Genomic DNA, 19,535 nt, shown 5'->3' on the forward strand with positions numbered 1-19,535 from the left:
GTGCTGCGCACAAAAAAAAGCGGCCCACTTGCGTGGGCCGTTGCAGGCAGCGGTTTAGCTCAAGGAACGCTTTAAGCGAATTTCCTCGATCTTGATACTACCCACAGGCGTGGTCTTCGCCGTTGACATTTCACGTTTGAAGCCTGCCAGCTCATGGAAGCGCAGAGCGCGCTCATTGCGCAGAGGCACCCAGACGGTCACGTTGGTGCAGCCTTCTTCCAGCAGCCCCTCACGGGCAGCATCCCACAGCGTCACACCCACGCCCTTGTTCCAGTGCGAAGGGGCAGCGTAGATAGCCCAGATCTCACCGGTGGTCTGGCGGGATTTTTCGTCGCGGGAACGGTCAAAGCCAACGAAGCCGACGATCTTGTCACCGTCCATGGCGACCTGTACTTGAGGTTCACAATATTCAATCGCCTCACGCCAGTAAGCTTGGCGCTTCTCGACAGAAGACATGGCTTTCAATTGGTCGTCAGGCACGATGCCACGGTAGGCTTCCAAGGCAGAAGCAGTGTGGATTTGCGCAATCGCCTTCGCATCGCGAAGCGTTGCAGGACGAACCTGGTAGTTAGACATGGAAAAACCGAAACGAAAACTAGGTGTTGGAAACGAAAGTCGGCAATTGTCAGTGAAAACGTGAATTTCGCTTATGCCTAGTCGCTGTAGCCATTTAGGAAAGTACGGCTGTCTACGGGCTCTTGCCCGTAGAAAAAGGATGTGCTAGAGCCCTTTTTTCAGCAAAAGGGGGCGCACACCGCTGATTGCCAGCAGTGAAGCCATCGACGGTTTCCATGTCTAGGAAAAGCGTCGCAGGAGCGCCATGATGCGCTCAAACTTCGCCCCGTAAGGGGGATAGAGCCAGGATGCAGGGCTCCATTTTGCTTGTAAAAAGACCGACTTTTGGTGAGAAAAGCGTAAAAAGCCATGCTCACCGTGATATGCCCCCCATCCGCTGGCACCAACACCACCAAAAGGCAGGTTGTCATGTGCTACATGCATGAGGGTGTCATTCACCGTCACACCGCCTGAGACTGTGCGGCGCAGCACGCTGTCTCGCAGCTTCTCGTCATTGCCAAACCAGTACAGCGCCAGCGGCCGCTCTCCGGCGTTGATGGCATGAATCACGTCATCGAGATGCTCGTAGCTGATCACAGGCAGCAGCGGCCCAAAGATCTCTTCACGCATGATGTCCATGCCCGAGTGCACATTCCACACCAGTGCAGGCGGCATCTGGCGCTGTGCGGCTTCCTTACCCCAGCTGGGCGCTGTGGCAGCACTGGCCAACTGTGCACCCTGCCCATCATCGAGCCACTGCACATAGGCACCCTGCGCTTCCGCCTGCTGCACCAGCACCCGCAGCCGTGCGTAGTGCTTGTGGTTGATGATGGCGGCGTAATCCGGGTTGCCCATGAAAGACGGGAACAGCTGCGCCACGGCCTTGGCATAGGCATCGCCAAAGGCCTGCTCCTGCCCCTTGGGCAGCAGCAGATAGTCCGGAGCAATACAGGTCTGCCCCGCATTGAGCAGCTTGCCGTGCGCAATGCGCAGCGCTGCCTGCTCCAGATCCGCATCACTGGCAACGATGCAGGGCGATTTTCCCCCCAGCTCCAGCGTGGTGGGGGTGAGCTGCTGCGCCGCAGCGATGGCAACTTTACGCCCCACCGCCGTGGAGCCTGTGAACACCAGATGGTCAAACGGCAGACCAGAAAACTGGCTGGCCACCTGTGCATCGCCCTGCACCACAGCAAACTCATCGGGTGCAAAAAACTGGCCAATCACATGTGCCAGCTGGGCCGAAGTGTGCGGCGTGAGCTCACTGGGCTTGAGCATCACGCGGTTGCCAGCGGCCATGGCGGCAATGGCGGGGCCCAGAGCCAGCTGCAGCGGATAGTTCCAGGGCGAGATGATGCCTACCACCCCCAGCGGCTGGCGCTCGATGCGCGCCGAGGCAGGCAGCAGGTGCAGTGGTGTCCAGACCCGGCGCGGCTTCATCCAGCGTGCCAAGTGTCGCAAGGTATGGGTCAGCATGGTGCGTAGCACCATCAGATCGGCCATTTCCGTGAGCTGGGGTGAGCGCACGCCAAAGTCAGCCTGCACGGCAGCGGCCAGCGTCACACCATGCTCCTCAAGCAGCTTCTGGATGCGCAGCAAACGCTCGCGACGCACCACCAGAGGCACTTCCACCTGACGGCGGCTGGCCTGGTGCTGCTGATCAAACAAGGCGCGGAGATCGGTGTGATTCATAACTTGCATGGTAGAGGGGGACTGCGGGAAGCACGATAGGTTCCCACCCATGGTTGCACAACACGTGACAGGCGCACCATGTGTTCACACACGAGCTGCTCAGGCGCACACAGCGACAAAAAAGCAGGCACAGGGCCTGCTCTGGAACTCAAGGCTTAGCGAACTTCGCGTGGCTGTACATCGCTGACATCGTTGGCCATCTTGGGCAGGATGCCACCGCGCTTGCTGCCTGCTGCGGGGGTGAAGGGGGCTGCGTCACCGGCTTCTTCGCTGCTGTCCGCAGCTGCACCACGCATGCCACCAAATCCGCCAGCGCGCTGCGCCATGCTGGCCCAACTGGCTGCGCCACGCATGGGCATGACCCACGGAGTCACCGGCTGCCCTGTGAGCTTGGCCCACAGCGCACGCAATGCCCAGACGGCGGCCAAGATGCAAGCCACGGTCAAGAGACTCAGGAAGAACACCACACCAACCGCGAGCAGCACAAGGCGTACGGTCCAGCGGGTTACAGCATTCAAAAAGTCGTTCAAAGCTATGCCTTTCTATGCACACCCGGTGCCGGAGCACCGGATGCCGTGAGCTTAGCTGGCGCTGTCAGCGCTGGCCAAGCCAAATTTGAAGACGCCGGGCTCCAGCACAGGATCCACGGACACCTCGATGCGGCTCTTGGGCGGGAACTTGCCTTCCAGCAGCAGGCGCGAGAGCGGGTTCTCGATGCGCTGCTGAATCGCCCGCTTGAGCGGACGTGCGCCAAAGACCGGATCAAACCCTACTTTAGCCAATTCCGCCAAGGCAGCGTCGGTGACAACCATTTCCAGATCCATTTTTTCCAGACGCTGTTGCAACAAGCGCAACTGGATCTTGGCGATGGACGCAATGTTGGCGGCATCCAGCCCATGGAAGACCACGGTTTCGTCGATACGGTTCAGGAATTCGGGGCGGAAATTCAGTTTTAGTTCCCCCCAGACTGCTTCCTTGATCTCCTCATTGTCCTGACCCACCATCGCCTGGATGAGCTGCGAGCCAATGTTGCTGGTCATCACGATCACCGTGTTCTTGAAGTCCACGGTGCGGCCCTGGCCATCGGTCAGGCGGCCATCGTCCAGCACCTGCAGCAGCACGTTGAAGACGTCAGGGTGGGCTTTTTCCACCTCGTCGAGCAGCAGCACGCTGTAGGGCTTGCGGCGCACGGCTTCGGTCAGATAGCCGCCTTCTTCATAGCCCACATAGCCGGGAGGCGCACCAATCAGGCGTGCCACGCTATGCTTTTCCATGAATTCCGACATGTCGATGCGCACCAGATGCTCTTCGCTGTCGAACAGGAAACCTGCCAGCGCCTTGCACAGCTCGGTCTTGCCGACGCCAGTGGGGCCCAGGAACAGGAAGCTGCCCAGCGGCTTGTTGGGATCTGCCAGACCCGAGCGCGAACGGCGGATGGCGTTGGAGACCGCGGAAATGGCTTCATCCTGCCCCACCACACGCTCGTGCAGCTTGTCTTCCATGTGCAGCAGCTTGTCTTTTTCGCCCTGCATCATCTTGGCCACCGGAATACCGGTCGCGCGGCTGACCACTTCGGCAATTTCTTCCGCGCCCACCTGGGTGCGCAGCAGGCGGTGCTTGGGGGCCTCGCCATCGGCCTCATTGGCCTGCGCTTCCTTGAGCTGTTTTTCCAGCGCAGGCAACTTGCCGTACTGCAGCTCGGCCACCTTGTTGAAGTCGCCCTTGCGCTTCAGATCTTCGATCTGCGTGCGTATGGCGTCCACTTCCTTGCGGATCTGCTCAGAGCCCAGGGCGCTGGCCTTTTCGGCCTTCCAGATTTCTTCCAGATCGGCGTACTCACGCTCCAGGCTTTCGAGCTCTTCCTCGATGAGCTGCAGGCGCTTTTGCGAAGCCTCGTCCTTTTCCTTCTTCATGGCCTCACGCTCGATCTTGAGCTGAATCATGCGGCGCTCAAGCTTGTCCATCTCCTCGGGCTTGGAGTCGATCTCGATCTTGATCTTGGCCGCCGCCTCGTCGATCAGGTCAATGGCCTTGTCAGGCAGGAAGCGGTCGGTGATGTAGCGGTGCGAGAGTTCGGCCGCAGCCACGATGGCAGGGTCGGTAATGTCCACGCCGTGGTGGGCTTCGTAGCGCACCTGCAGGCCGCGCAAAATGGCAATGGTGTCTTCCACCGAAGGCTCTTCCACCAGCACCTTCTGGAAACGGCGCTCCAGTGCGGCGTCTTTTTCGATGTACTTGCGGTATTCGTCCAGGGTGGTGGCGCCAATGCAGTGCAGCTCGCCACGTGCCAGCGCAGGCTTGAGCATATTGCCCGCGTCCATGGCACCTTCGGCCTTGCCTGCGCCGACCATGGTGTGGATTTCGTCGATGAACAAGATGATGCGGCCCTCTTCCTTGGCCACGTCATTGAGCACGGCTTTGAGGCGCTCTTCAAACTCACCGCGGTACTTGGCACCGGCCAGCAGGCCTGCCATGTCCAGCACCAGCACGCGCTTGTCCTTGAGGGTTTCAGGCACTTCGCCTTCCACAATGCGCTGTGCCAGACCTTCCACGATGGCGGTCTTGCCCACACCGGGTTCACCGATGAGCACGGGGTTGTTCTTGCTGCGGCGCTGCAGCACCTGAATGGCGCGGCGAATTTCGTCGTCACGGCCAATCACGGGGTCGAGCTTGCCCATGCGGGCGCGCTCGGTCAGGTCTAGCGTGTATTTCTTCAGGGCATCGCGCTGGCTTTCGCCTTCGGCGCTGTCCATGGTTTTGCCGCCGCGCACCAGGCTGATGGCAGCTTCCATGGCCTTGCGGTTCAGGCCGTTGTCCTTGGCAATCTTGGCCGCCTTGGTGTCGCTGTCTGCCAGCGCCAGCAGGAACAGCTCGCTGGCAATGAACTGGTCGCCACGCTTGATGGCTTCTTTTTCCGTGGCCTGCAGCAGCTTGGCCAGATCGGGGCCGACCTGCACTTGGTCTTGCCCTGTCACCTGGGGCAGCTGCTTGACGGCGTTTTCCACCGCCGTGCTCATGGCGGCCACATTCGCGCCTGCACGCTCGAGCAAGGCCTTGGGGCCGTCGTTCTGGCGCAGCATGGCAGCCAGCAGGTGCAGGGGGTCGATATAGGCGTGATCGTTGCCCAGGGCCAGGCTCTGGGCGTCGCTCAATGCCTCTTGGAATTTGGTGGTGAGTTTGTCGATGCGCATATTAATTGTGTCCTTATCTGTTATTCGTTTGCTGATAAGCAGTTCAGGGCTTTGGCACAGTTTTCAAGATATGACAAGCCATGCATCTGCACTTTTTTTCATCACCCCGGCACCGAGCATGCCGATTGCGCCGCTTGCACAAAGTTCCTTGCAATGATTTGAAGTGTGTCTTCAAGCGCATTGAATGCCAAGGCCACCCCCTGCTTCTAGACTGAGTGCCTCGTCCGAACTGCAACCGTACCTATGCCATCCCACACCACCACGCGCTACACCCTCACTGCCATGGCCCTGCACTGGCTGCTGGCCCTTGGCTTGATTGGTTTGCTGGTTTTTGGCTGGTACATGGTGGGGCTGCCGTTTTCGCCCACCAAGCTCAAGTACTACAACTGGCACAAATGGGCGGGCATGACCATTTTGGCCCTGAGTGCGCTGCGCCTGCTGTGGCGCATCACGCACCGCCCGCCTGCCCTGCCTGCCCGCATCACCAGCCTCATGCCGCGCTGGCAACAGGTGGCACACCACGGTGTACACCACCTGATGTATGTGCTGTTTTTTGCCGTGCCGCTGCTGGGCTGGGCCTACAGCTCGGCCGCAGGTTTTCCGGTCGTGTGGTTTGGCGTATGGCAGCTGCCTGATCTGGTGGCCGCCAGCCCTGAGCTGGCCGAAACCATCAAGCCATGGCACATGATCACGGCCTACACCCTGGCCGTGCTCATCGTGCTGCACGTAGCGGCCGCCCTGAAGCACCAGCTGATCGACCGCGATGGCCTGCTGCAGCGCATGCTGCCTGGCCGCGACGGATCACGATGATGGAATATTTGTTTGCCAAGCGTCACAAGGAGACTTCCATGACCTTCACCACCACCTTCCGCACCCTGAGCTTTGCCAGCCTGGCCCTGCTGGGCACGGCTGCCATGGCCCAGCAGGGCGTACTGCCTGCACAAAGCAGCATTGAGTTCACTGCCAAACAGCTGGGCGTGCCGCTCAAAGGCCATTTCAAGCAATTTGAAGCGCAGCTGCAGTTTGATGTGGCCAAGCCCGAAACCAGCAAGATTGTGTTCACCGTGGACACGGGCAGCGCCACCATGGGCAGCAAGGAGACCGACAGCAATCTGCTGAGTGCCGACTGGTTCAATGTGGGCCAGTTCCCCAAGGCCACGTTTGACTCCACTGCCGTCAAGGCGCTGGGCGATGGCAAGTACCAGATTGACGGCACGCTCACCATCAAGGGCCAGAGCCAGCCAGTCTCCGTACCGGTGACGCTGACGCAATCTGGCGACATCACCACCGCCACCGGCAGCTTGCCGCTGCAGCGCCTGTCCTTCAAGATTGGCGATGGCGACTGGGCGGACACCTCCATGGTCGCCAATGAGGTCAACGTCCAGTTCAAGCTGGCACTGACGGGCATTGGCAAGCTCTGATTCTGTTTTCATAGCTGCTTGCGCTGTATTTGCACCATTTCAAAGCCATATCACTTTGAAAATAAGCAATCACAAGCGCTGGCAGCTCCTTATTTCAAAGCACGTTCACTGAACTTCAAGGAGATCTTCATGCGCACTACTCTGTTGACCCTGACCGCCGCTGGTCTGTTTGCCACCGCCGCACACGCTGCCCCTGCGAACTACACCATCGACCCCACACACACCTTCGCCACGTTCGAGATCGACCACTTTGGCGCATCCACCAACCGTGCACGCTTTGACGACATTGACGGCACTGTGGCTTTCGACAAGGCTGGCAAGAACGGCAAGGTAGAAGTGGTGCTGAAAACCGCATCCGTGAACTCCGGCACTGCCGCGTTCGACAAGCACCTCAAGAGCGCCGACATCTTTAACGTGGAGCAGTTCCCTGAAGCCAAGTTTGTCTCTGACAAGTTTGTGTTTGACGGCGACAAGCTCAAGGAAGTGACCGGCCAGCTGACCATGAACGGCCAGACCCACCCCGTGACCATCCAGGCCAACAAGTTCACCTGCTATGACAGCCCCATGCTCAAGACAGAAGTCTGCGGCGGTGACTTTGAAACCACCATCGACCGCACCCAGTGGGGCGTGAACTACGGCGTCGACTGGGGCTTCCCCAAGAACGTGCGACTGGTGCTGCAGATGGAAGCCGTGAAGCAACCTTAAGCGACACCTGCTACAAACAAAACGGGCCCGCATGCAGGCCCGTTTTTCATAGGCTGCGTGCAACCGTATTTACGGCTGCCAGCGCGCCAGTGCTTCTTCGTCGCTGACGCGCGCATCCACCCAACGCGCGCCTTCGGGCGTCTGCTCTTTCTTCCAGAAAGGGGCTTCGGACTTGAGGTAGTCCATGATGAATTCGCAGGCCTGAAAGCTCATGCCACGGTGGGCCGATGTCACACCCACAAACACAATCTGGTCCATGGGCTGCAGCGGGCCAATGCGGTGAATCACCTTGGCGGCATGGATGCCAAAGCGCTCGGTGGCGCGTTCAATGATGGCCTCAATGCTTTTTTCGGTCATGCCGGGGTAGTGCTCCAGCTCCATGGCCGAGACACTGGCTCCCTCATTGCGGTCACGCACCGTGCCCACAAAGCAGCACACCGCTCCAACGCGTGCATCGCCTGCACGCAGGGCGGCCAGCTCGGCAGAAACATCGAAATCTTGGGTCTGGATCAAAACGCGAGGGGCAGTCATGGACACGATTGTCGCAGCAGGTGATGGAGTACATGCCCACATGCGCATGAAAGCCTGCACTAACGCGCTAGGATTGTCGCCCACTAGAAATTACGGAGACGAAATTTTTTTCGCTTGTATGGCCGCTCAAACCATTGATACCCCTGAGTACATCCTGTACCCCTCTCCGCGCAACGAACACCGCGTAGTGTTCGAGCACCAATGCTTTGTCTCCGATGCCTACGCCCTCATCCACCTGCCGGACTATGACTTTGACGGCAAGGCCACGCTGTTTGCGGCCCACCGCAAGGCCGATGGCAAAAACGGGCAGCTGGTGACCTGTGAGCTGGAAATTGACATCCTGCGCTTTGAGCGCCTGTACGACCACGAATAAGCAGCTGCACCATGGATAACACCAGCCAGATTCAGCCCCCCGAGAGCTTTGCCAACCTGTTCCGCAGCCGCGCCGGGGTGCTGAAGACGCCGATTGCCGAGGTCGTCGCGCGCTACGAGCTGTGCGAAGACCTGGCCTGCCACCTGGTGGAACAGGCGCAGACGCTGTACCACAGCGGCAATTCCAGCGAAGAGGGCATTTTGCTGGGTTTTCATGCGGCGCTGTCTGCCGAAGGTGGCCCCGTCACCCCAGCCGAAGCGGGCTGGGTCATCCAGCGCTTGGCAGAGCTGCTGGAGTGGCCTACACCACAGTTGCCCGCATTGCAGGACCAAGCATAAAACAGCCTCCAGCGCTTGCCCCTTCTACGCTGCATGCTCTCTAAAAAGCAGGCTCTGCCTGTCAGTCATCGCGCACAGACATGGGCGCCTCTGACCGTCCATCCCCAGCCGCTCATCGGGTTACGCTATCCCTTCGAACGGTCAGCAAGTGCTGACCGCCCTTGTTTTTACGATGTAAGGAGGCGGTATGAACAAAGACCAAATCACCGGCACGATCAAGGAAACCGTAGGCAAAGTGCAGCAAAAGACCGGCGAGCTGATCGACAGCCCCGAGCAACAGGCCAAGGGCTTGGCCAAACAGGCGGAAGGGCTGGCCCAGCAGAAAGTGGGCGACGTCAAAGAAGCGGCGAAAGATGCCGCTGATGCCGTGAAGAAGCGCATCTGACGCATCCCTCGGAGCCCTCATCCCGTACAGGAGCGCTTGCTGCGCTCCTTTTTTATGGGTATTGACTGCTGCCCCCAACCCAATGTCTAGAAAACCCTCACCACAGCATGCTTGCTGCGCGGCACCCCAACGCCTGTCGATGTACTCGATTAAGCTACCTACCGATCGGTAGCTTTTTTTATTCCATCTCACCCAAGCGTTTGTCAATGGCGCTGGGGCGCACCCACTCTCTCATGCCTTCCCCTTCCATTTCTCTGGGCCTCATCGCGGTTTCGCTAGGCCTGATCACCCTCATCGGCCCTGCGTCGATCGATATGTACCTGCCTTTTATCCCTGCCATGGCGCAGGAGCTGGGCACTGACTACGCCGCCATGCAGCTGACGCTGGCCGTGTTTTTGGTGGCGCTTGGCGCTGGGCAGCTAATCTGCGGCCCGCTGATTGATGCCTATGGCCGTCGCCGCCCTTTGCTGACCGCCTTGTTCGTGTTTGCACTGGCCTCCTTGGGGGCAGCCTACGCCTACAACCTGCCCGTGCTGCTGCTGGCGCGTGCAGTGCAAGGCCTGGCCGCCTCCTTGGTGCTGGTGACCGCCATGAGCACGGTGCGCGATGTGACCGAAGGCGCCGACGCCGCCAAACTGTTTGCCATGCTGATGACCATCCAAGGCGTAGGCCCTGTGCTGGCACCTGCTGCAGGCGGTTTGATTGGCAGTGCTTTTGGCTGGCGCGGGGTGTTCATTGCGCTGGCGATGCTGGGCTGTATGGCGACCATTAACTCGGCCATCCACCTGAAGGAAACACTGCCGCCTGCCGCACGCAGCTCTTTGCGCCCGGGAGAGGTGCTGCGCACCTATGCCGCCATCATGCAAGACCAGCGCTTTGTGCTGGCGGGGCTGACCTTGTCTGCCGCTTTTGTCTTTATCTTTGTCTATGTGGGCGGCGCAGCCTACGTCTATCAGACGCATTACGGTCTGTCGCCGCGTGACTTTGGTTTTGTCTTTGGGGGTACGGGCATCGCCGTATTCATAGGCGCAGCCGCCACAGCCAAACTGGTCGCACGCTTTCGTACCGAACAATTGGCCATCGCTGGCTTGACCTGCTTGGCCGTCGGCGCGCTGGTAGGGCTGGTGTCTGCCCTCACGGCCATTGGCTTGCCCGGCATCATCGCTGGCTTTTTCATTGCCTTGGCGGGTGTGGGCATGGCAGAGGCCATGCTGATGTCCATGGCCTTGTCGCTGCGCAGCACCGCACTGGGTGCCAGCGCCGCCCTCTTGGGGGCCGTACCTTTGCTGCTGGGTGCAGCCATCACCCCGGTGGCAGCCATTGCTGCAAAACACAACGCCGCCACATGGCTGGGTTTGATCTTTGCCGTGGGGGTCATCGCCGTGGCTTTGAGCGTACGCACCGCCCGCATGATCGTTCAGTCCGGCGTGACGGTGAGCCACGCACACTAACGCACGACACCATCCCTACATCTACCACGGAGGCCATTGGCTATGAGCAAACACTCCCCCGCCCTGCAGCGCATTTGCACCGCTGCCATGAGCCACTTTGCAGAGCATGGCTATGACGGTGCATCGCTCAGCGCGATTGCCGACCTGGTAGGCATCCGCAAAGCGTCGCTGTACTCCCACGTGGCAGGTAAAGACGCTTTGTTTGTGCTGTGCTTGGAAGAAGCAATTGCCGCTGAAAAAGACTTTGCCACGCAGATGCTCTCTGCGCCTGTGGACTCCGACGGCCCGGGCGCAGCCTACGCCCGGGCGCTGGGGGAGCGCTATGAAAACTCTGCCCACATGCGCTTCATGCTGCGCGCAGCGTTCTTGCCTCCACAGCAGCACCGCGCCAGCATTGCCGTGCTGTTTGAAAGCTTGGGGGACTTGGTGCGCCAGCATTACTTGCACCAAATGCATGCCACCTATGGCCAGCACTTCAGCGCGGCTGAAACCGACCGCTATGCCGATGCCTACCAAGGCATTGTGGAGAGCCTGTGCGTGGAGCTGCAATACGCCGGCCGTGCCCAGATGCAGCGGCGCTACACGGCCATGTGGGGAATATTGAGCGACTCACTGGCCTTGCACAGCAAGGCGGTTCCTGCCCGCTAAGCGCCGAAGCGGCGCATGTCCGCACCCCATAACAAAGCCCATCGGCAAGCAGATGGGCTTTGTTATGGGGGCTAGGCCGTGTTCACATCAACATTGGGTTCGCTGCCCCTGATTATGGAGATCACAAATGGGGTTGAAGGCTTGGGGCGGTCTGCGTTGTTGCGGCAGCTTGCAAGGCGCTGGGCATTGCTGCGCCACCGCGCCTAGCATCCCATCCCCAAGCCTTCAACGCGAATCTCAAGCTTTATGTGAACACGCCCTAGACCAATGGGTCAGCGTTGCGGCCTATTCAGCCGCTGGTGCTTAAGTTTGGGCCTGCGCCCAGTCGGCGTAGCGGTTCAGAATGCGCTGTACCTGCCCATGCGTCCAGGGCCCACCCTTGGCGGCAGGAATGCCGCGTTCATTGAGCACGTCGGCCATCTTGCGGTGCGTGAGGCCCTGCGCCACCAACTCGGCAAACAAGGCCTCATGCTGCCTGGCAAAAGCATCGGCCGCCGACTTGCGCTTTTCCACGGTGGCGCGGATGTTGTCTGCGCCCGCCTTGCCCAGCTGCACGCCGCGCGCCTTGGCTTCGCTGAGCGCCTGGCGCGTGCGGCGGCTGATGGCCTCATCCACGTCTTTGTTGGCCGCTGTCATGGCTTAGCCACCGGTGACAGGCGGGAAGAAAGCCACTTCATCGCCTGCCTTCAAAGCGGCATCGCCCTGGCACATCTCCTGGTTCAGCGCCATGCGCACAGCCTTGCCGTGGGCCAGGGCATTGGCTGCTGCCTCGCTGCGTGCCATCAACTCTTCACGCAGCGCACCAACGGTAGTGGCCGTGGTCGTCAGGCTTTCGCTGCTGGTGCCCATGGCTTCGCGAATGGATGCAAAGTATCGAACGGTGATATTCATAGATGTATTCCTTGGCTGCTTACATCAATTCCGAGAAGGGAATAAAGCGCACGATGTCGCCCTGGCGGATTTGCGTGAGCGGCGGGTTGTCGATCAAGCCATCGCCCCAGACAGTCGAAGTCAGCACGCCAGAGCCCTGGTTGCCAAACAGTGCCAGCCCACCATTGCCCGTGTGGCGTGCACGCAGGAATTCGCGGCGTTTTTCGTTCTTGAGCCAGTCAAACTGGGCCTGCACTTCGATGGCCTTGGGCGCGACATCTTCCATGCCCTGCAGGCGCAGCACAAAGGGGCGCACCAGCAGCAAGAAAGTGATGAAGCTGGAGACCGGATTGCCGGGCAGGCCCATGAAGTGGGCCACGCCTTGTGCATCATCCTTGCCATTGCGGAACACGCGGCCATAGGCAAAGGGCTTGCCGGGCTTCATGGAGATCATCCACAGGTTCAACTCGCCCTGCTGCTCCACGGCAGGCTTGACGTGGTCCTCTTCGCCCACGGAGACACCGGCGCTGGAGAGCACCAGATCGCAGTCCTGCGCCACTTGATGAATGGCCTCCACCGTCTGTTCACGGTTGTCGGGCAGGATGCCGCCATCCACCACCTCACAGCCCAGGCGCTGCAGCAACGCGCGCAGAAAGTAACGGTTGCTGTTGTAGATATGGCCGGGCTGCATGTCTTGCGGCGCCACAGTACCGGGGATGACCAGCTCATCGCCCGTGGAAAACAGCGCCACGCGGGGCTTGCGGCCCACGGGCAGCGTGGCCATGCCAATGCTGGCGGCCAGGCCCACGGCAGCAGGCGTCAGGCGCATGCCACGGCTCAGCACAGCGCTGTGCAGGGCAATGTCTTCGCCCGCGCGGCGGATGTTCTGGCCCAGCTTGGGTACAGCGTTGAACTGTACGCGGCCATCATCGAGCACCAGGGTGTCTTCCTGCATCAGCACCGCATCTGCACCGTGGGGCACAGGCGCGCCGGTGAAAATACGGGCAACTGTGCCCGGCTGCAATTCCGTGCCGACATGGCCTGCGGGAATGCGCTGGCTCACGGGCAGCTGCACGCCCGCAGCCGTAATGTCTGCCACGCGCACGGCATAGCCGTCCATGGCGGAGTTGTCTTGCGGTGGCACCTGCAGGGCCGAGATGCAGTCCTGCGCCAGCACGCGGCCATCGGCGTTAAACAGGTCAACATGTTCCACGCCCAGCAGCTGGGCCTGCGCCAGCACATGGGCCAGCGCATCATCCAAAGTGGTCATAGCAGCCATCAGGCATTCACTCCTTGGTATTCAAAACGGCTGGCGTTGGCCAGCATCCAGTCGGCAATCTGTTCCGGCTGGTTCAAATCTAACAGTGCCATATGGGCAGGCGGCTGCACGGGCAGTGCCGCCACATCATCGGTAGCCAGCGCCACAACGTGCGGGTCTTCAGGAAAGCGCAGCGGCTTGGGCAGCTTGCCGCTGGCGGGATCTGGCGCACGCCAGATTTCCACCTTGGGCAGATTGCCGTGCTTGAAGCCTTCGATCAGCACCCAGTCCACATCTGAGCGCAGCTCGGCCAGCATGGCATGCACATCCAGGTCTTGCTCAGCCTCAAACTCGCGCACCAGCGCCAGGCGCTTGTCGCAGATCAGCAGCACTTCAGAGGCACCCGCCTGGCGGTGGCGCCAGCTGTCCTTGCCGGGGATGTCGATGTCCACATCATGGTGGGCGTGCTTGACGGTAGACACACGCTGGCCGCGCGCGCGCAGCGCGGCGATCAATTGTTCCAGCAAGGTCGTCTTGCCCATGCCGGAGTAAGCGGCAAAGCCCAGAGCTTTCATGGTGTGCGCTTTCTTTTCCAATAACAAACGGCGCTTGAAAACCAAGCGCCGTCCATGTGCTTTCGCCTGCAGAGCTTCAAAAATCAGAGCTTGCAGCGCTTGAATTTCCTTGGCTTGCAAATCATTTCTATCGCAAAACCTTTTCTATCAAGCGCTGGCAGCTATCTTTTTACAAGCTCTGCAATGGCTTAATCACAGTGCTGCTGAATATAGGCCTTAACCTTTTCCACATCCGCAGGCATCACCACCACACGCTTCGGTAAGGCTTCGATGCCTTCAAACTTGGCGGGACGATCGGGCTGGCGGCCCAGCGCTTCCTCAATCGTGGCTGCAAACTTGATGGGCAATGCCGTCTCCAGCACGATCATGGGCTCAGCACGCAGGCGCTCACGCGCCACCTTCACGCCATCGGCGGTGTGGGTGTCGATCATCTGACCCAGACGCTCGTAGCAGTCTTTGATGGTAGCCAAACGGTCGGCGTGCGTGCTCTTGCCGCTGACAAAGCCATACTTCATGGCAGCGTCTTGGAAGACGGCGTCCTGGCTCAGGTCAAACTTGCCCTGCTTGGCCACGCCTTCGGCAAACAGCTGGCGCGTGCGCTCGCCATCGCGGCCGACCAAGTCAAAGATAAAGCGCTCAAAGTTGCTGGCCTTGGAGATGTCCATAGAGGGGCTCGATGTCTCATAGGTATTGGCCGAGCCACGCACCTGATAGACGCCCGTGCGGAAGAACTCGTCCAGCACATCGTTTTCATTGGTCGCCACCACCAGCTGCGCAATCGGCAGACCCATCTGGCGTGCCACATGGCCTGCGCAGATATTGCCGAAGTTGCCCGAAGGCACGGTGAAACTCACCTTCTCGGCATTGTGCGTGGTGATCTGCAGATAGCCCGCAAAGTAGTACACCACCTGTGCCAGCAGACGTGCCCAGTTGATGGAGTTGACGGTGCCGATCTTGTACTTGGCCTTGAAGGCGTGGTCGTTGGACACCGCCTTGACGATGTCCTGGCAGTCGTCAAACACGCCTTCGATGGCGATGTTGTGGATGTTGGCGTCCTGCAGGCTGAACATCTGCGCCTGCTGGAAGGGGCTCATGCGGCCGTGCGGGCTGGTCATGAACACGCGCACACCCTTTTTGCCGCGCATGGCGTATTCCGCCGCGCTGCCGGTGTCGCCCGAGGTGGCGCCCAGAATGTTCAGCTCTTCGCCACGGCGTGCCAGTTCGTACTCGAACAGGTTGCCCAGCAGCTGCATGGCCATGTCCTTGAAGGCCAGTGTGGGGCCGTTGGACAGGGCTTCGATGTACAGATTGTTTTCCAGCTTGCGCACGGGCACGATGGCGTCCGTGCCGAACACTTCGGGGGTGTACGTCTTGGCGCACAGGGCGCGCAGGTCGTCAGCAGGAATGTCATCGATGTACAGCGACAGGATTTCAAACGCCAGCCCAGCGTAGCCCTGCTGCGCCAGCACGGTGCGCAGCTGGGTCAGCTTGGCATCGTCAATCTGTGGGTAGTGCTCAGGCAGGTACAGGCCACCATCGGGTGCCAGGCCTTCGAGCAGGATGTCGCAAAAGCGTTTGCGGTCTGCATGACCACGGGTGGACAGATACAGCATCAGTTCAGCTCTTCCTTGCGGATGCGGGTGATAGGTGCCAGCACGGTGGGCAGGCCCTGGATTTCGGCCAGTGCCTTGTCCATATCACCCTCGCGGGTGTCGTGCGTCAGGATGATGAGGTCGGTCTGGTTCGAGCCTTCGCCGCCCACTTCATCGGCTTCGCGCTGGATCACGGCGTCAATGCTGATGCCGGCATTGGCCAGCAGCGTGGTGATCTTGGCCAGCACGCCTGCTTCGTCCGCCACGCGGATGCGCAGGTAGTAGCTGGTGACCACATCGGCCATGGGCAGCACGGGCAGTTCGTTGCCCGCTGCCGCCAGGGTGTTGGCCTGGAATGCCAGCGCAGGCACGCGGTGTGCGGGGTCAGAGCCATCCATGCGGGCAATGTCTACCAGGTCTGCAATTACGGCCGAAGCGGTGGGCTCAGAGCCTGCACCCTTGCCGTAGTACAGCGTGGTGCCCACGGCGTCGCCATGCACGACCACAGCATTCATCGCACCTTCCACATTGGCAATCAGGCGCTTGGTGGGCACCAGCGAGGGGTGCACGCGCAGCTCCACGCCCTTGTCGGTGCGCTTGGTAATGCCCAGCAGCTTGATGCGGTAGCCCAGCTGCTCGGCGTACTTGATGTCGGTGGAGGTCAGCTTGGTAATGCCTTCCACATAGGCCTTGTCAAACTGCACAGGAATGCCAAAGGCAATCGCGCTCATCAAGGTCGCCTTGTGCGCGGCGTCCACGCCTTCGATGTCAAAGGTGGGGTCGGCCTCGGCATAGCCCAGACGCTGGGCTTCCTTCAGAACAACGTCAAAGTCCAGGCCCTTGTCACGCATTTCGGACAGGATGAAGTTGGTCGTGCCGTTGATGATGCCTGCCACCCACTGGATGGAGTTGGCCGTCAGGCCTTCGCGCAGCGCCTTGATGATGGGAATGCCACCAGCCACGGCTGCTTCGTAGGCCACCATCACGCCCTTCTCAGCCGCAGCCTTGAAGATTTCTGTGCCATGCACGGCCAGCAACGCCTTGTTGGCAGTCACCACATGCTTGCCAGCGGCAATGGCTTCGAGCACCAGCGCCTTGGCAATGCCGTAGCCACCGATCAGCTCGACCACGACGTCGATATCGGGGTTGGCAATGACTTCACGTGCATCGCCCACCACCTTGGCAGCATCACCCACGATCTGCTTGGCGCGTGTCGTGTCCAAGTCGGCCACCATGGCAATCTCAATGCCACGACCCGCACGGCGGCGAATCTCTTCTTGGTTACGCTGGAGCACATGGAATGTGCCGCTACCCACGGTGCCAATGCCCAACAGGCCTACTTGGATCGGTTTCATAAGTCTCTTTGGTTTCTACGTCAAAAGTGGCTACAGCGCTTACGGGGTCTGCGCTTGCAGCTATCAAAAAATCTCAGGCTGCCGCCTCTGCCTTGTGCTTGGCCTTGGCGGATGGCTTGTTCAGCAGCTTGTCCGTGCCATGGCGCTGGCGGTACTTGGCGAGGAAAGTCGCCAGGCGGTTGATGGCTTCGCGCAGGTCGGCCTCATGGGGCAGGAAGACGATGCGGAAGTGGTCAGGATGGGGCCAGTTAAAGCCCGTGCCCTGCACCAGCATGACCTTGGTTTCCTGCAACACTTCCAGGAAGAACTGCTGGTCGTCCTGGATGGGGTAAATCTCAGGATCCAGGCGGGGAAACATGTACAGCGCGCCTTGCGGCTTCACACAGCTCACACCGGGGATGGCATTGATCATTTCCCAGGCCAAGTCACGCTGCTTGCGCAGACGGCCGCCCTCGCAGACCAGATCATTGATGGATTGATAGCCACCCAGCGCAGTCTGCACCGCCCACTGACCGGGCACGTTAGCGCACAGGCGCATGTTCGAGAGCATGTTCAGGCCCTCGATGTAATCCTTGGCAGGCTTTTTGTCGCCCGAAATCACCATCCAGCCCGCACGGTAGCCGCAGGAGCGATAGGCCTTGGACAGCGAGTTGAACGTCAGCGTCAGCACATCTTCCGACAGCGTGGCCAGAGGAATGTGCTTGACATCGTCATACAGCACCTTGTCATAGACCTCGTCAGCAAAGATCACCAGGCCATGCTCACGGGCAATCTCGATAATGCCCAGCAGCAGTTCCTTGGAATACAGCGCGCCCGTGGGGTTGTTGGGGTTGATCACCACAATGCCCTTGGTGCGGGGTGTCACTTTGCTGCGAATGTCGTCCAGGCTGGGCATCCAGCCATTGTTTTCGTCACAGATGTAGTGCACGGGTGTGCCACCCGAGAGGCTGGTCGCCGCTGTCCACAGGGGATAGTCAGGGGCAGGCAGCAGCAGCTCATCGCCGTTGTCCAGCAGTGCGTTGGTGGCCAGGCTGATCAGCTCGGATGCACCATTGCCCAGATAGATATCGTCCAGCGTCACGCCTTTGACACCCTGACGCTGGGTTTCATGCATCACCGCCTTGCGCGCCGCGAAAATGCCCTTGCTGTCCGAGTAGCCTGCCGAGTTGGGCAGGTTGCGGATCATGTCCTGCTGGATTTCTTCCGGCGCATCAAAGCCGAACACAGCCAGATTGCCGATGTTGAGCTTGATGATCTTGTGGCCGTCTTCTTCCATCTGTTTGGCCGCGTCCATGATCGGCCCCCGGATGTCATAACAAACGTGGGCCAGCTTTGCGGATTTTTGGACGGTTTTCATGGAAATATGCAACCTCTAGCTTGAACAGCGCCAAGGCGCGCCCGCGCCTCGGTGAAACCTATAATTTGACCACAGTTCAGGCCGAATGCCCCCGCGCAAACGGCGGTGCCCATGCTATTTAGCTGCAAGGCAACCGCCCACCGACCTCTTTGCACACGCCCCCGAGAAGGAATTCCCATGCAGCTACACGCCGACCGTTCTGACGTGCAAATGGTGACAGGCTACGGCCCAAGCTGGATCGCCATCAACAAACAGGAGCACCGCAACAACCTGCTGCTGGGCTCCAGCGGCTTTCTACGCCCTTGGAATTGCTCGCGTTTTGAAGACCTGACCGCCGCACACTTTGCCGAGCTGGCCGAGCTCAATGCCGAAGTCATCATCTTTGGCAGCGGCAAAAGCATCCGCTTTGTGCACCCTTCCTGGCTGCAGCCACTGATGCAAAAGCGCATTGGCCTGGAGACCATGGACACCCATGCCGCATGCCGCACCTACAACGTTTTGGCTGGAGAAGGCCGCAATGTGATAGCCGCACTGCTATTGGAGTAATATCCGGGAGGGGCTCGTCAAAACCTATGATCCGGGGTAAAATCGCAGGTTGCGGTCGAGGGGCACTACTTTTAAATAAAAGCAACACCAACCTACACCCCTCGGCATTCCAACGACTACTCCCGAGAGATCAAAGCGCATGGCGATCGTTGTCAACAAACCCCTTCCCGAATTTGAAGCCAACGCTACAGGTGGCGTGAAGGTATCCAATACCTCGCACACAGGCCAGATTCTGATCCTGTACTTCTATCCCAAGGACAATACGCCTGGTTGCACCACCGAAGCCATGCAGTTCCGGGACAAGCACAAAGAATTTGAAAAGGCCGGTGCCATCGTCTTTGGCGTGTCGCGCGACAACATGAAGTCGCACGACGACTTCAAGACCAAGCTGGAACTGCCCTTCGAACTCATCGCTGACACCGAAGAGAAAATGTGCCACATGTTCGGCGTGGTCAAGAACAAGATCATGTACGGCAAGAAGGTCAAGGGCATTGAGCGCTCCACATTCCTGATCGACGCCAATGGTATTTTGGTGCAAGAGTGGCGTGGCCTGAAGGTGCCCGGTCACGTGGACGAAGTGCTCAAGGCCGTCAAGGCCCTGAAGACCGCTGCCAAGAAGGCTGCCTAAGCCACATACATTCTGCGGAGTCTGCAGCCATGCAGACAGCAGGATATGCATAATGGGGCATGCCTTT

The 19,535-nt window shown here is 59.8% G+C and carries 22 protein-coding genes; 10 read left to right on the forward strand and 12 right to left on the reverse strand.

Annotated features, from left to right (window positions below):
- Positions 1 to 54: 54 nt before the first annotated feature.
- The 4 genes from B5M06_RS01815 to clpB all read right to left on the reverse strand — a co-directional run bounded on the left by B5M06_RS01815 (position 55) and on the right by clpB (position 5,435).
- Entirely contained in the window at positions 55 to 576 is a 522-nt protein-coding gene (locus B5M06_RS01815) for a GNAT family N-acetyltransferase (RefSeq protein WP_077345190.1), read from the reverse strand.
- Between the two features lie 219 nt (positions 577 to 795).
- Entirely contained in the window at positions 796 to 2,244 is a 1,449-nt protein-coding gene (locus B5M06_RS01820; RefSeq protein WP_054066784.1) for a coniferyl aldehyde dehydrogenase, read from the reverse strand.
- A gap of 155 nt (positions 2,245 to 2,399) precedes the next feature.
- Positions 2,400 to 2,774 (reverse strand): hypothetical protein, encoded by a 375-nt coding sequence (locus B5M06_RS01825; RefSeq protein WP_080025144.1) that lies wholly within the window; start codon positions 2,772 to 2,774, stop codon positions 2,400 to 2,402.
- A gap of 51 nt (positions 2,775 to 2,825) precedes the next feature.
- Positions 2,826 to 5,435, reverse strand: coding sequence for an ATP-dependent chaperone ClpB (clpB, locus tag B5M06_RS01830; RefSeq protein ID WP_054066786.1), 2,610 nt, complete (start codon positions 5,433 to 5,435; stop codon positions 2,826 to 2,828).
- A 243-nt stretch (positions 5,436 to 5,678) separates the two neighbouring features.
- On the opposite strand from clpB, the gene B5M06_RS01835 reads away from it, so the two are divergent.
- The 3 genes from B5M06_RS01835 to B5M06_RS01845 all read left to right on the forward strand — a co-directional run bounded on the left by B5M06_RS01835 (position 5,679) and on the right by B5M06_RS01845 (position 7,561).
- Positions 5,679 to 6,245, forward strand: coding sequence for a cytochrome b (locus tag B5M06_RS01835; RefSeq protein WP_054066787.1), 567 nt, complete (start codon positions 5,679 to 5,681; stop codon positions 6,243 to 6,245).
- A 38-nt stretch (positions 6,246 to 6,283) separates the two neighbouring features.
- A complete protein-coding gene (locus tag B5M06_RS01840; protein ID WP_054066818.1) occupies positions 6,284 to 6,856 on the forward strand; it encodes a YceI family protein in 573 nt (190 codons plus the stop codon).
- Between the two features lie 129 nt (positions 6,857 to 6,985).
- Positions 6,986 to 7,561, forward strand: a complete 576-nt coding sequence (locus B5M06_RS01845) for a YceI family protein (RefSeq protein WP_054066819.1) — start codon at positions 6,986 to 6,988, stop codon at positions 7,559 to 7,561.
- Positions 7,562 to 7,630: 69 nt separating this feature from the next.
- On the opposite strand, the gene moaE is transcribed toward B5M06_RS01845, so the two are convergent.
- A complete protein-coding gene (gene moaE / locus B5M06_RS01850; protein ID WP_054066788.1) occupies positions 7,631 to 8,092 on the reverse strand; it encodes a molybdopterin synthase catalytic subunit MoaE in 462 nt (153 codons plus the stop codon).
- 118 nt (positions 8,093 to 8,210) lie between these two features.
- Here moaE and B5M06_RS01855 point away from each other — a divergent pair, with 118 nt between their 5' ends.
- The 5 genes from B5M06_RS01855 (at position 8,211) to B5M06_RS01875 (ending at position 11,287) form a co-directional block, all read left to right on the forward strand.
- Positions 8,211 to 8,465: a hypothetical protein gene (locus tag B5M06_RS01855; protein ID WP_054066789.1), complete on the forward strand. Its 255-nt coding sequence runs from the start codon at positions 8,211 to 8,213 to the stop codon at positions 8,463 to 8,465.
- 11 nt (positions 8,466 to 8,476) lie between these two features.
- Positions 8,477 to 8,803: a hypothetical protein gene (locus B5M06_RS01860; RefSeq protein WP_054066790.1), complete on the forward strand. Its 327-nt coding sequence runs from the start codon at positions 8,477 to 8,479 to the stop codon at positions 8,801 to 8,803.
- Positions 8,804 to 8,990: 187 nt separating this feature from the next.
- A complete protein-coding gene (locus tag B5M06_RS01865; RefSeq protein ID WP_054066791.1) occupies positions 8,991 to 9,188 on the forward strand; it encodes a CsbD family protein in 198 nt (65 codons plus the stop codon).
- 233 nt (positions 9,189 to 9,421) lie between these two features.
- A complete protein-coding gene (locus B5M06_RS01870) occupies positions 9,422 to 10,639 on the forward strand; it encodes a multidrug effflux MFS transporter (RefSeq protein WP_054066820.1) in 1,218 nt (405 codons plus the stop codon).
- Positions 10,640 to 10,681: 42 nt separating this feature from the next.
- Complete coding sequence (locus tag B5M06_RS01875) at positions 10,682 to 11,287, forward strand: TetR/AcrR family transcriptional regulator (RefSeq protein WP_054066792.1); 606 nt, start codon at positions 10,682 to 10,684, stop codon at positions 11,285 to 11,287.
- Between the two features lie 303 nt (positions 11,288 to 11,590).
- On the opposite strand, the gene B5M06_RS01880 is transcribed toward B5M06_RS01875, so the two are convergent.
- The 7 genes from B5M06_RS01880 to B5M06_RS01910 form a co-directional block, all read right to left on the reverse strand.
- Complete coding sequence (locus B5M06_RS01880; RefSeq protein WP_054066793.1) at positions 11,591 to 11,923, reverse strand: recombinase family protein; 333 nt, start codon at positions 11,921 to 11,923, stop codon at positions 11,591 to 11,593.
- A gap of 3 nt (positions 11,924 to 11,926) precedes the next feature.
- On the reverse strand, positions 11,927 to 12,178 hold the full coding sequence (gene moaD / locus B5M06_RS01885; protein WP_054066794.1) for a molybdopterin converting factor subunit 1: 252 nt from the start codon (positions 12,176 to 12,178) through the stop codon (positions 11,927 to 11,929).
- 19 nt (positions 12,179 to 12,197) lie between these two features.
- Positions 12,198 to 13,436: a molybdopterin molybdotransferase MoeA gene (locus B5M06_RS01890; protein ID WP_054066795.1), complete on the reverse strand. Its 1,239-nt coding sequence runs from the start codon at positions 13,434 to 13,436 to the stop codon at positions 12,198 to 12,200.
- Complete coding sequence (gene mobB, locus B5M06_RS01895) at positions 13,436 to 13,990, reverse strand: molybdopterin-guanine dinucleotide biosynthesis protein B (protein WP_054066821.1); 555 nt, start codon at positions 13,988 to 13,990, stop codon at positions 13,436 to 13,438. The genes B5M06_RS01890 and mobB overlap by 1 nt, the downstream gene beginning before the upstream one ends.
- Before the next feature lie 188 nt (positions 13,991 to 14,178).
- Positions 14,179 to 15,603, reverse strand: coding sequence for a threonine synthase (gene thrC / locus B5M06_RS01900; protein ID WP_054066796.1), 1,425 nt, complete (start codon positions 15,601 to 15,603; stop codon positions 14,179 to 14,181).
- Positions 15,603 to 16,937 (reverse strand): homoserine dehydrogenase, encoded by a 1,335-nt coding sequence (locus B5M06_RS01905; RefSeq protein ID WP_054066797.1) that lies wholly within the window; start codon positions 16,935 to 16,937, stop codon positions 15,603 to 15,605. Before B5M06_RS01905 ends, thrC begins: the two co-directional genes overlap by 1 nt.
- Before the next feature lie 73 nt (positions 16,938 to 17,010).
- Entirely contained in the window at positions 17,011 to 18,294 is a 1,284-nt protein-coding gene (locus B5M06_RS01910) for a pyridoxal phosphate-dependent aminotransferase (protein WP_054066798.1), read from the reverse strand.
- Between the two features lie 177 nt (positions 18,295 to 18,471).
- On the opposite strand from B5M06_RS01910, the gene B5M06_RS01915 reads away from it, so the two are divergent.
- Positions 18,472 to 18,840: an Mth938-like domain-containing protein gene (locus tag B5M06_RS01915; protein ID WP_054066799.1), complete on the forward strand. Its 369-nt coding sequence runs from the start codon at positions 18,472 to 18,474 to the stop codon at positions 18,838 to 18,840.
- Positions 18,841 to 18,979: 139 nt separating this feature from the next.
- Positions 18,980 to 19,468 (forward strand): peroxiredoxin, encoded by a 489-nt coding sequence (locus B5M06_RS01920; protein WP_054066800.1) that lies wholly within the window; start codon positions 18,980 to 18,982, stop codon positions 19,466 to 19,468.
- Positions 19,469 to 19,535 lie beyond the last annotated feature (67 nt).

This window comes from Comamonas kerstersii, assembly GCF_002056725.1.
GTDB classification, from domain to species: Bacteria; Pseudomonadota; Gammaproteobacteria; order Burkholderiales; family Burkholderiaceae_C; genus Comamonas; species Comamonas kerstersii.